The sequence below is a fragment of the Bifidobacterium sp. genome (assembly GCF_051876855.1).
Taxonomy (GTDB): Bacteria; Actinomycetota; Actinomycetes; order Actinomycetales; family Bifidobacteriaceae; genus Bifidobacterium.
The window spans coordinates 9,951-22,372 of the sequence record NZ_JBJEIH010000116.1; the positions used below are offsets into that span (position 1 = coordinate 9,951).

The 12,422-nt window shown below is 60.3% G+C and carries 7 protein-coding genes; 4 read left to right on the top strand and 3 right to left on the bottom strand.

The genetic code is table 11. From position 1 onward, the window contains the following. The 4 genes from ACI38B_RS07480 to ACI38B_RS07495 form a co-directional block, all read left to right on the top strand. Positions 1-714, top strand: a 714-nt coding sequence (locus ACI38B_RS07480; RefSeq protein ID WP_439730186.1) for an ABC transporter permease, incomplete at its 5' end; no start/stop codon positions are given. Between the two features lie 181 nt (positions 715-895). Continuing rightward, entirely contained in the window at positions 896-1,696 is an 801-nt protein-coding gene (locus ACI38B_RS07485) for an ABC transporter ATP-binding protein (RefSeq protein ID WP_439730193.1), read from the top strand. A 320-nt stretch (positions 1,697-2,016) separates the two neighbouring features. Further along, positions 2,017-2,640 (top strand): FMN-binding protein, encoded by a 624-nt coding sequence (locus ACI38B_RS07490; protein ID WP_439730194.1) that lies wholly within the window; start codon positions 2,017-2,019, stop codon positions 2,638-2,640. Between the two features lie 1,377 nt (positions 2,641-4,017). Beyond that, positions 4,018-4,680 carry a hypothetical protein gene (locus ACI38B_RS07495; RefSeq protein ID WP_439730187.1) on the top strand — a complete coding sequence of 221 codons (663 nt, stop codon included), beginning with the start codon at positions 4,018-4,020 and terminating at the stop codon, positions 4,678-4,680. A gap of 1,492 nt (positions 4,681-6,172) precedes the next feature. On the opposite strand, the gene ACI38B_RS07500 is transcribed toward ACI38B_RS07495, so the two are convergent. From ACI38B_RS07500 to ACI38B_RS07510, 3 genes are all read right to left on the bottom strand, one after another. Beyond that, the gene (locus ACI38B_RS07500; RefSeq protein ID WP_439730188.1) at positions 6,173-6,877 is read right to left on the bottom strand and encodes a TetR/AcrR family transcriptional regulator; all 705 of its coding nucleotides are present in this window, start codon (positions 6,875-6,877) and stop codon (positions 6,173-6,175) included. Positions 6,878-7,070: 193 nt separating this feature from the next. Beyond that, positions 7,071-9,284 carry a YhgE/Pip family protein gene (locus tag ACI38B_RS07505; protein ID WP_439730189.1) on the bottom strand — a complete coding sequence of 738 codons (2,214 nt, stop codon included), beginning with the start codon at positions 9,282-9,284 and terminating at the stop codon, positions 7,071-7,073. Continuing rightward, the gene (locus ACI38B_RS07510; protein WP_439730190.1) at positions 9,281-11,857 is read right to left on the bottom strand and encodes a YhgE/Pip family protein; all 2,577 of its coding nucleotides are present in this window, start codon (positions 11,855-11,857) and stop codon (positions 9,281-9,283) included. The genes ACI38B_RS07505 and ACI38B_RS07510 overlap by 4 nt, the downstream gene beginning before the upstream one ends. Positions 11,858-12,422 lie beyond the last annotated feature (565 nt).

Below are 12,422 nucleotides of genomic sequence, written 5' to 3' on the forward strand. Positions count from 1 at the left end.
GGTTCTTCCGCGACGGATACGGCATCGTCTGCGGATGCATCCACGACTTCAGGCGGTTCCGGGGACATCCTCGACACCAGCGGCACCGAATTCCGCGTGGCCGGCATCGTCGACACGGGCGGTTCAGAAGACGAGATCATCTACGCGATCGCCTCGGATGTCGACAAGCTCGCCGGTGGTTCGCGCGGGGTTGATGTCATCGAATATTCGTCGGGCGCAGAGGATGTCTCGCAAGTCGTGAAAAGCATCAACGACATGACTTCCATGCACGTGCAGGCACAGCAGGTCACCAAAATCACCTCGTCCGACACACGCATCATCACCATGCTGCGCACCCTGTTCTGGATGGTGTCGGTCGTAGTGCTCGCCCTGACGCTGGTCGGCGTTTCCACGACCATCTCGTCCATTGTCGCCCAACGGCGCAACGAAATCGGCCTGCGTAAGGCTCTCGGCGCGTCCTCGGGCAGCATCGGCGCTGAATTCTATGCGGAATCCGGGCTGTACGGGTTGGTCGGCGGGCTGCTGGGCACGGCGCTCGGGTATCTGCTCGCGCGGTTGTTGACTTCCGCTGTGTTCGGGCGGACGCTCGGCTTCGACTGGCCGCTGGCCGTCGGATCAGTGCTGTTGAGCGTGATTGTGGCGGTGCTGGCGTCCGTGCCGCCGGTGCGTCGAGCTTCACGAATCGACCCGGCCGTCGTGCTGAGGGAGGAGTGACATGGGTGCTGCGAATGGCGATGGTGGCGCGAATGGCGTCAGTGGCGCGAAATCAAAAGCAATCAGCGATAATCAGGGAGAAATCATGAACAACGATGCAGCAGGGGTAACGCAAGCGACGGAAGCAGCGGGACCGGCGATATCGGCGGGGCAGAACGGGCGCAACGGCGGCAACGGGCAGATGCTGCTGGAACTCGACCACATCTCGAAGATATACGGGGATTTGCATGCTGTTGACGATCTGAGTCTGACCGTGCCGCAAGGCGAATGGCTGGCGATTGTCGGCTCGTCGGGCTCGGGCAAGACCACGCTGATGAACATCATCGGCTGCATGGATACCCCCACCAAGGGGTCGGTCAAGCTTGAAGGACGGCGGCTTGAGGATCTCAACGCGGGGCAGCTCGCCGACGTGCGCAAGAACGTGATCGGGCTCGTCTTCCAGAAGTTCTACCTCGTGCCGCATCTGACCGCGGTGGAGAACGTGATGGTCGCGCAATACTACCATTCCGTGGTCGATGAACGGCAGGCGCTCGAAGCGCTCGACAAGGTCGGGCTCAAGGATCGCGCACACCATCTGCCCGGCCAGCTCTCAGGCGGTGAGCAGCAGCGCGTGTGCATCGCCCGGGCGCTCATCAACTGCCCGAAGCTGATCCTCGCGGATGAGCCGACCGGCAACCTGGACGAGAAAAACGAGCATATCGTGCTCGACCTGTTCCGCGCGTTGCACGAGCAGGGAACCACAATCATCGTGGTCACGCACGATGCGCTCGTCGCTTCCTGTGCACAACGTGAAATCATGCTGAATCACGGTGTGCTGGTCGGAGAGAAATGGAACAGCGATGAGGCGCGTGCTCGGTACGAGGCGATGGGCGGGCGTCCTGCCTCCACCGGGGCCCAGGTGGAAGGCGCGCAGCACGGCGATCTGCCGGTCGAATTCGAGGACCCTACCAAAGCGGCCAAAACCGGGGGCGATGTGCGGTGACGGAAGAAGCTGCGGAAGAACCTGTGGTGGCGGAAGGATCTCAGATGTTCGGTCGGCCTGATTGCAGCGGATACGAGACTGGGGCTGGCGAGCTTGGGCTTGGCGAGCGTGGGCTTGGTGCGAGCGGTGCTGACGGCTGGGGCGCTGGTATCGGGCGTGGTGCCTGCGGGTGCGGTGCCTGTGGGTGCGGTGATGCCGAGCCGGGCACCAGTGCAGGTAACGGCTCCGGCCAAGGCGCGGCCGGACGAAGCACAGCCGATGACGATGGGACGAATGCAAGCCTGAGTAAGTGGGATGCCCCTCGCGATGACAAAAAGAACATGACTCGGGGTGGTACCCGTGCAATGGTGATCGCCGCGGTCGGGCTGGTTGCGGCGGCGTCCCTACTCGGTGGTTGTGGCAGCTCGGAAGCGATTCCGATGAATGACGAGTATGCGGGCAATTCCGGGGAATCGAGTGCGGCGCCAGAGGATTCGTCGAGTGCCTCGGGTTCCGCGGGGGCTTCAAGCTCCGATGGGGCTTCTGGTTCGTCTGGTTCGTCTGGTTCGTCTGGTTCGTCTGGTTCGTCGGGGTGGTCGTCGCTGTCGGGGTCGGCTTCCTCGTCGGCGTCGGCCTCATCGTCAGCCTCGGCGGATAGCAAGGATTCCGGCGATTACCGTGACGGCACGTACAGCGTCAACAGCAAGTACGGGCCGGTAAACGAGGATTCGATTGACGTGAAGGTCACCGTCAAAGACCAGAAAATCACGGATGTTGAGGTTACTGGTCACCCGTTCACACCGATTTCCAAGAAGCATCAGGATGCCTTCACCAAGGCGATTCCCGGTGTGGTGGTTGGCAAGAAGCTCAAAGGGCTGGATGTGGATACCGTCGCCGGGGCCAGCTGGACTACCGAGGCCTTCAACAAGGCGCTCGAAACCGCCCGGGAGCAAGCCTCCCAGTGATATGGCGGGTTTCGCGGGCCTGGGTTGATGCAGTAGCGGCGTGGTGCCGGGCTCGGCTTCGTTGTTGGCGCCGACCGTAACCGTAATCTGCGCGCGGTGTGATTGGGTGGTTGCATTGCGCGCGGATTACGGTCTCTGGTGCGGGTTTGGGGCGGGTATCTGGCTGGTGTGTAACTGTGCTGTTGCACGGCGGGAGGTTAGGCCGACCGGCGGTGTGATTGCAGGGGCAATCGGCCTGTGGTGCGACTGCCGTGTTGCATGGCAGACAGGTAGGGCTGGCTTTGGGGTTTGGTCGTACCGGTATCTGTCTGTCATGTAACTGTGCTGTTGCATCGCGGATGATTGGATGGACAGGATTGACCGGCTGGTTGACTTGGCGCCGCATCGTGTGAGGATTGGTTCGCAGTGTGACGGTCAAGACCCCACGGTTCCTGTAGCCGGGCGATGTCGGGCGTCATTGTGTGAGGATTCGCTCACATGGTGACGGGTTGACTGACTGGAATCGGTTGTCTGGATGGCTGGCAGGGTGTCTGTGTGAGGATTGGCTCGCATAGTGCCGGTTTGATGGTCGGAATTGGCCGGTTTGGAGGTGCTAGGGCGTCTCCGTGTGAGGATTCGCTCACACGGTGGGGGTCATGGTGCCACGGTTCCTGTAGCCGGGTGATGTTGGGTGTCATCGTGTGAGGATTGGCTCACATGGTGACGGTCTGTCGGCGGGAATCAGCTGATTGGCTGGTCTGGGGGCGTCACTGTGTGAGGATTCGCTCGCAGTGTGACGGTCTGCCGGTCGGAATCGGCCTGCTTGTTGGTCCGAAGAGGTCTCCGTGTGAGGATCCGCTCGCAGTGTGACGGTCCGCGTATCCCGGGACTGAGCGGCTGGGATTTGAGTGGAAGTCAGCGGGGCGTGCCCTGTGTGCTGGCGCCTGTCGGCATCGGTATCTCGCCTATCTGTAGTACATCCCGAAGCGTATCTGCGCTATCTGTGTTCGTCATCGCCCGATATCGCGAGTACGATCTGCGGAATATCAACGGTCGTACTCCCGGTATCGGTCCGCAGCGAACACAAATAAGCGAGATACCTTCCGGCAGGTACTACAGATACCGCAGATACTAGCAATCCCGTGCGTGGTCTCCCGCTGTACCGCATCGGTGCCCATCGGGATGCCGTCCGCGTTGCCCGCCATCCGCTTCGCAGCGCTGATATCCGTCGTCATTGCGGCAACAAAAAGTCTTCAGAAAACCGCGGAATTCCATGCGACACGCCGGAGTGTCCCCGATATCGGCGGATTGTCCCGTAGTTACGTCATGAGGGACGACGCCGCGAAGTCAACAAGCGGCATCGACCGGCGTGGAAACCTACGGACTAAGGAGAGACTGATGGCACGCTTCAGCAAGGCAAACGAATTTTGGATTGATGTCTATCATGACGACACTCGCGATGACATCCATTTTTATGTCTGCTCGAATAATGGTGAATACGACATTTCCGAATCCCCGAGCGATAGGGTTGTATGGTATGGCCGTGATGAGGCGGAACGCGTTCGCGGACAAATGGAAGAGCAGTACGGTAGTGTTTACATCTTCGGGGTGGGTGAGAAGGATCTCGATCCAAAGCCGGATTTGCTGCTTCCTGCCTTCGAACCACTTCCCCCACATCATAACGGCACGGTTCAAAAGACGACCCGCGCCGCACGCAACGAGACCGCTTTCCGTGACATGCTCAAGAACTCGGGCTCTCGTATGCGGAAGACCGCTGACGGCACGCCGAAGCCGCTTTCGGCAAACACTCAGAATCGGTATTGCTCGGTTTTGTCGCATTCACACGCCGCTCTCAGCCGCATGGGATGTTCCCGCCGGACGATGAACGCCGTCCCCGACTGCATTCTCTCGTGCAGGACCCTGGATGATGCCCTGCGGATCAGCGCGGTGCTGAATGCCGACAAGCATTTCCGCGAGCACAGTCGCGACATTGATCACAACAATCTGCGCACCGCGTTGGGCTGGTTCATTGAGTGCATGAAGTTGGAGGGCCGCCGATAGAACTGTGCTGTACGGGAGATGCGCAGTGGACGGGGCGTGCAAGGTGCGTTGGTCGCGAGGGATGGGTGGGAGGCAAGCTGCGGATTGGCGTACGGCAATGGGGCAATGGATTGCTGCGAATGTGACGGTTGTTGCCAACCACGTCAATGTCGCGGTTGATGGCGCGAGGTGTCGGGGCAAGCTGCGGCTGGGTGCATTCAACTCAGCGCATTAGCTGATGTCGCCTATCGTCGGCGGAAGCTGCGGATTGTCCCGTAGATGTCTGTGGCGGCGCTGATGCTGACTGGTTGATGACTGGTTGGTTGTTGTCGCCGCCGCGGCTGGCCCAAGGGGCTGTGCCGGTTGAGGTGGCCTGTTGTCGTGTTCCGGGTTGGGAGTTATGCGACTTCGGGTTGTCTTGCCGGGGATTCTGGTTGCTGTGTGACTGTTGGGTTGCATAGCAGCCGGATACCCGGCTTGTTTCCTTGGAATTTGGTGGTTATCCGTCCGCGGTGCGACTGGGCCGTTGCATGGCGGATGGGTATTGTCATGATTCAGCCCGCCAGCCGGGCTATCTGCCCGTGGTGTGACTGGGCGGTCGCATGGCGGGCGGATGGGGGCATGATTCGGCCTGATGGGTGTGGTAGCTGCCCGTGGTGCGACTGCTGAGCTGCATGGCGGGAAGATAGGTTGGCGGTGGCCGGTGTTCCTGGGACTATCTGCTTGCCGTGCGACTGGATTGTCGCACGACGGTTGGGATTCACGCTGTGGTTGCCGGTGTCGTCGGGGTATCCGCCCGCGGTGTGACTGGCGTGTCGCACGGTGCGCGGTTAGCGTTGCGTTTTCGACTGGTGAGCTTGGTATCTGCCTGCCGTGTGACTGGGCGGTTGCCTGGCGGGCGGGTATCGCCGTGATTCAGCCCGTTGGTTGAGGTATCTGGCTGCCGTGCGACTGGGCTGTTGCATAGCGGTCAGATAGGTTGGCGGTGGCCGGTGTTCCCGGGGTATCCGCCCGTGGTGTGACTGGGCTGTTGCATAGTGGCCAGATACTGATGTGGTTCCGGCTGTCTGGTGTGCTATCTGTCTGCCGTGCGACCGGGCGGTTGCCTGGCGGGCGGGTATCGCCGTGATTCAGCCCGTTGGTTGAGGTATCTGGCTGCCGTGCGACTGGGCTGTTGCATAGCGGTCAGATAGGTTGGCGGTGGCCGGTGTTCCCGGGGTATCCGCCCGTGGTGTGACTGGGCTGTTGCATAGTGGCCAGATACTGATGTGGTTCCGGCTGTCTGGTGTGCTATCTGTCTGCCGTGCGACCGGGCTGTTGCATGGCGGGCGGGTATCGCCGTGATTCAGCCCGTTGGTTGAGGTAGCTGGCTGCGGTGTGACTGGTCTGTTGCATGGCGGGAAGATAGGTTGGCGGTGGCCGGTGTTCCCGGGGCTATCTGCCTGCGGTGTGACTGGGCGGTCGCATGGCGGGCGGGTGGGGACATGATTCGGCCCGCAACCACCCCCGCTCGCTACGCCGCGATCATCGGCCACAGCAGGTCGGTCATCTTCACTGCCCAGGATGCGCTCGTCTCCTCGGTGAGTGCGTGGTTCGCCATCATCGAGCCGATTATGGTCGCGAAGATAAAGCCCAGATCCAAGCCGCTCCGGAACACTCCCGCCTGCTGCCCGCGGATGAAGAAGTCGCTGACGTGCTGCTCGACCGGCTGAATCACCTGCGCGACAATCTGCTCAAAATACCCGTTGCTCGCCGACAGTACCACGCCGACGGCTTTCAACCCGATTTCCTCATCGAACTGGCTGGTGATGGATTCGAGCATTCGCCGCAGATTGCCGCGATTCGGCTCAAGGTCCGCGGTATCGAGGATACTCTCAGGCCATTGCATGGTGCGCAGACGATGCAGCATGTCGTCGGTGTTGCGATACCGGCGGTAAATCGTGGTTTTCGCGACTCCGCTACGCCGCGCCACTTCCTCGATGGTCACCGCCCCGATGCCTTGTGACGCCACGATTTGCAGTGTCGCTTGCAGAATTTTCCGGTCGGTTTCCTCACGACGCCGTTCGCCGCGTTGCAAGTGCGCTTGGATATGCGCTCGCGACTGGGCTCGTTGCGCTGCCCGCTCCGGGGTTTGCGCCGAAGCCACCGCCGAGACAGTCGCCTGTTCCAACGTGGTCGAGGCGCCAGGCCGTCTCGATGCTGACGAATTGTCGTCCATGATGTTTCTCTCCCGCTCTCTTCTTACTCTCTGTTCGCTCGTCCGCCTGCCGTGCGCTCCATCGCGCGACTTGCCGCGTAGCCTGCCGCACGCTCCACCACGCGACTCGCCTCGTGGCCTGCCACGCGAGCCCCACGTACAGATTCGGCAGCCGCATCACTTACGTTGCATCACTTCACCTACGCCGCATCACCTACTGGATGACATTGGTCGCCTCGAGCGTGTGCGCGTACCAGCGGTTGAACCGCATGACCGGCTTGCGAATCACCAGCCCCACAAGCAGCGCCGGGATGATGAACAGCGCCAACTTGCCCATGGCGATCCAATAGTCGTTGTTGTAGATGCCTGCAATTGCCGCTCGCATCGCCATAATCGAATGCGTGGCCGGCAGGAACGGGCTGATCCATGTGATGAAATCAGGCAAAACCTGCAACGGGTAGCCGCCGCCGGAGCCGGAAATCTGCATGGCGAGCATGATGACGCCGATCGCCTTGCCGACGTTGTAGAAGCTCACAACCATCGCATACATGAAGAACGAGTAGACCAGCGAGCTGAGCCACCCGCTGAGCATGAACAGGAGCGGGTGCACGGCATGCACGCGCAGGAACAATAGCGTGCCGCCGCATGAGAAGGTGCTTTGCAGCAGCCCCAGCACCGCGAACACCCCGTAATGCCCGAAGAACAGGACTCTGGGCTTCGGGTCGCCAAGCTCTTTGCGGATACGCGCCGACACTTGCGTCTTGAGGGTCACCGCCATCAGCAGCGCGCCGACCCACAGGGGCAGGAAGGTGTAGAACGGCGTGAGTCCGGTGCCGAAGGTCTCCACAGGGAACAGTGCCTTACGGTTGAGTTTCACCGGTGCCGCAAGCGACGCGGCCAGCGTTTCCGGATTATTGCCGAGCACGCTGCGCACCTCGCTCATATCACCGCTGTTGAGCGCCTGCGCCAGCTTGCTGTTCAAATCATTCAGTTTGGTGCTGTTCTTCTCGAGCAGTTGCGCGGTGGATGTCAGCACGCTGCGCATGTTGGACAGCGCCTTGCCAGCGGTTTTTGACGTGGAATCGAGGTCGCTGAGCGTGGAGTCCAAAGTGTCCGATCCACTGGCGAGCGTGGATGTCACGCTGGAGATCGAATTGCTGATTGATGTGATTTGTGGCTTGATTTCCTTGGTATAGCTGGTTTTCAGGCCGCTGATGGACTGCTTGGCTTGTTTGGCGAGTCCGCTGATTTCGGCGCGTTTCGCTTCTGCATCGGTTTTCCCGGTGTCGATGGCGGTCGCCGCGGTATTGATGGCGTTTCGCACTTGGGTTTGCGCGCTGATCGCCGTGTCTAGCTGCTTGACGATGTTGTCGCGGGCGGTGACGAGCCGGTCGTGCGCAGCGGTGTCGGACATGTCGGGCACGGTGATGCCTGCGATGCTGTCCCTGAGCGCTTGGAATTCCGTGATTTGCTGGTCGACAATGCCCGCCTGCCGTTTGAGCCCCGCGGACGCGTCCGACGCACCCGTCCCCGCACTGTCGAGCGTGGAATCGATGGAATCGGCGACGGCCTGATAGCTTGAACTCGAGTTGGTGAATGCCGTGGTCATGGCTTTTGACGCGGTGTTGAGGGCGCTGGTGATGTCGCTGGTGCCCTGCTTGGTGTCTTTCAGCGAGCTGCTTGCGCTTTTCGCGCTTGCAGAGACGCTGTCCACGAGTTGGTCAGAACTGGAAATCAAGGATTGCGCGGTGTCAGTAAGCCCGGCGAAGGTGTTGAGCATGGATGCGGCGTCGCCCAATTGCGTTGCCATATCGCCCACATTCGCGTTGAATGTGGTGAGCAGTTTCGATGCCTTTTCGCTGCCAAGCTCATCGGACAGGTCGCTGGCGACACTCAGCGCGACCGTAGCTATGGTCTGCGCGAAGGTCTGGTTGACTTGCGCAGCCACCTGATCGGCACCCTGTCCGGTGATTTTCGGGGCGACGGCGTTGATTTTCTCGTTCGTGTAGTAGGTGAGTTTCGCATGCTGCACGTCGTCGGAGAAGAACGTCATCATGTCCTTGCTGAAACTGGAGGGGATGACTACGGCCGCATAATATTTGCCGGATTTCGCTCCGTCAATCGCATCGTCCTTGGTGGTGATGGTCCAGTCGAGCTGATTGTTGGCTCGCAGCGCGTTGACCACGCTGTCACCGACAGTGACCTTCACCGGGACAAGGCTGCTCTTATACCCCTTGTCGGTGTTGGCGACGGCGATTTTCAACTGGTTGAGGTTGGCGAACGGATCCCACGCGGCAGCGACGTTGAACCAGGTGAACAGGCCGGGGATGACGACAAGCCCGATCACGATGATCACCGAGACAACATTGCTGAACATGCGCCGCATATCACCGGTGAAAAGTTTCCATGCTGTTTTCACTGTTTTCATGCGGAATGCCTTCCTATGCGGCTCGGGCGACTGTCCTGCTCGTCGAGCAGGATTTGCTGGATTGCGGCTTCGTCAAGATTGCCCAGGCGCGTCTGCCGTTCGATATTGTCTTTGATGAGTTCGATTGTCATGAGGAATCCCATGATGAGCAGAATCCAGATCAGCCAGATGACCATGGCGTTGACCTTGCTGCTGGGCGTGAGAATGGACAGCACAACGGCGAGAATCACCGGCACGGCGATGCCCATGATGAGTGCGGCGCGCTTGAGTTTCGGGTAGAGCATCGTGAAGCGGGCGGCCCTGCGCTCAATATGCTCGCGGTACTCGTCCCTGCCTGAAAGCGCGCGGATGACCTGCGTCAGACCGTACGTGCGGCCGGGCATCTCCATCTTCTCGCTGACGACCATGTCGCCTTCTTCGAGTTCGCGAGTGAACAGGCGGTTGAGATTGGCGGTTTTCGGCCGCAACCACAGGCCGAGAATGAAGAACGCCACGGCGAAGATCATGAGTTTGCCGATGTCGTCGAGCCATTGACCGTCGTAGAAGCCGGCGATGCATTCACGCAGCGCACCGATTGCGTAAGTGAACGGGAACAGTTGGTACACCTTGCGGAAGAAGCTCGGCATCATCTCAATGGGGTACAAGCCAGTTCCGCCCGGAATCTGCACCATAACCAAGGCGATGGCGATGCCTTTGCCGATGTGGAGGAAGGTGGTGGCCAGTGCGTAGATGATGCTGTGGTAGACGAGCGCGACGATGATGCCGGTGCCTACGAACGCAAACGGATTGACCGCCTGCACGCCGAGCAGCATTTCGCCGACCGTCGTGGTGATGCCTTGCCCGGCGGCGAGGATGGCGAGCAGCAACCATCGGCCCCAGTAGCGTTCGCCCGGGGTGATGTTCTCGATGCCGTCGTCGTCGGCTTCGGTGCGCAGAATCACGGTGAGCGCGAAAGCCCCCACCCATAGGGCGAGCGCGGTGAACAGGGGCGCCATCGCGGAACCGTACGAATTCACCGGGTAGAGGGTTTTTGTGGAGAGCACGGTGGGGGAGAGCATGAAGTCGGAGATCTTCTTGGCGTCAAGTTTGCCGTTCTCCCCGAGAATGTTGCTCAGTGCGTTGGATGTGCTCAACGCGGTCAGATCTGTGGCCAGGGTATCGACCTTGTTCTGTACGCGGTCAAGGCTGTCGCCGGCATTGCTGATGGCGCTGCGCGTGCTGGCCGCGGACTGGTCCAGCTGGTCAAGCACGGTGTTGACCTGCGCGACCAGTGAATCCTGCCCGGTGACCAGGGCGCTCAGGGTTGCGCTGGTCGAGGCGAGGCTGCTCAGCCCGCTGTTGAGCTTTGGCATGGCCTTCGTGTTGATGGTGTTGCGGGCTTTGTCGGTTGATTGCAGCGTGTTCTGCGTGGCGTCGTTGAGCGATTGTGATGCCGTAGTGCCGGCGGTGACCGTGTCGTTGATGTCACGGTTCAGTTTGTTCAAATCGCTGATGGAACCTTGCAGATTGTCGTTCTGCTGTTGGAGGCGTTTGAGCGCCGCAGTGCCGGCGTCGGTGGCGACTCCGGCGTTGTTGAGGTCGGTGTTCAGCTCAGTCAGTTCGGTGATGATGGTGGCGTTCGTGTCGCTGACGTTCTGGGCGGCGTCGAGCGCGGTCTGGACCGAGCCGTTCGCCTTGGTCAGCGCCGTGCCAAGGGCGGCGACGGTGAGACTGGTCTGCGAACTGGCTTGCGACAGCAGGCTTGAGCCGGTGTCAAGTGCGGTTGAGGATTCCGATGTGAAGGTGTTGATGCTGGTCTGCGCGGTTTTCAGCAGTTGCGAGGTGCCTGTCAGTCCGTTGCCGGCTTGGGTCGCCAGCTGGGTTGCGGTGTTCAAGGACGCGCGTGCTGCCGCCGTTTTCGTCGGTACCTGCGCGAGTGTCGTGTCAAGGTCGGTCATGGTCTGGCGTATGGTCGCCAGATTGTTGGACGTGGTCCTGAGGTCTTTGGCCGCGCTCCCTCCCGCGGTGGATGCCTGATCATCGAGAGTGTCGGCGGTTTTGTTGACGATATTGACAATCGCCTTACTTGCCGTGGACACGAAATTGCTGTTGATTTGCTGGTCAAGCGTATTGGCGCCGGTGTCGGTGACTTTGGTAGCCACGGAGTTGGCTTTTTCGTTGACGTAATAGCTCAGTTCGGGCCGGTCGCCGCTGCCGGTGACAACGTTGACGAGCGAATCGCTGAAATCGGACGGGATGATAATCGCCGCATAGCAGCGCTCGGATTCGACGCTTTCCAAGGCGTCGCTCTCATTCATGAACGTCCAGCCGATCTGCTTGTTTTTCTTCAGCTCGGCCACGACCTGCTTGCCCGCGTTCAAATCGCCGGTCAGCGTGCTGGTGGTGCCCTTGTCGTTGTTGGCAACGGCGACCTTGATGCCGTTGGTGTTGTTGTACGGGTTCCAGAAACCACGCACGTTAAACCACGCGTACATCGGTGGGATGAAGCACAATCCGAAAGCAATCACCCAAGCAGTGGGGGCCTTGATCCAGCGCAGCAGATCGCGGCGCAGGATTTTCAACGCATTCCTCATATGGCGGCCCCTTGCTCGTTTGACGTGCATACCTTAATGGTAAAAGCGATACGCGACACGTAGCGCTACGAGATAAGTAGCGTAACGGCAGGTGTGGAAGAGTTCGCTGCCGGATTGAGGCTTCTGCGCGTGTCGTGCCGGTGTGTCTAGATATGCTGCGTCCGGTTCTGTCGGGGACGGTTCGCCTCGGGGGTGGCTTTGGTGTGCGTGGATATGTTGTAGGCCGTAAGGTTGGGATTGTGTGTTTCAGCCGGTTTTCTTCTCTGGTGTTGGCCGCTGGTCTCTGATGTTTTCTATTGGTTCATTGGTGTTGTCGGTTTTGGTGTTGTTGGTTCTCTTGGTGTTGTTGGTTCTTTGACTCTATTGCCCATCGGTTCTACTGCCTCTGCTGGCTTCTTGCTGCGCGGGCTGATTCGGAGATTGTAGGGCAAGATTGGATTCGGTCAAGGCTCCGCATTGTGCGGGGCAGCGTGACGGATGTGGGATTCTTCCGGCGCGGGGCGTGTCGTCGCCGGTATCACCAGTGTCCCGGGCGTAAACTGGAACCAGCCTTGCGGCATCCCGG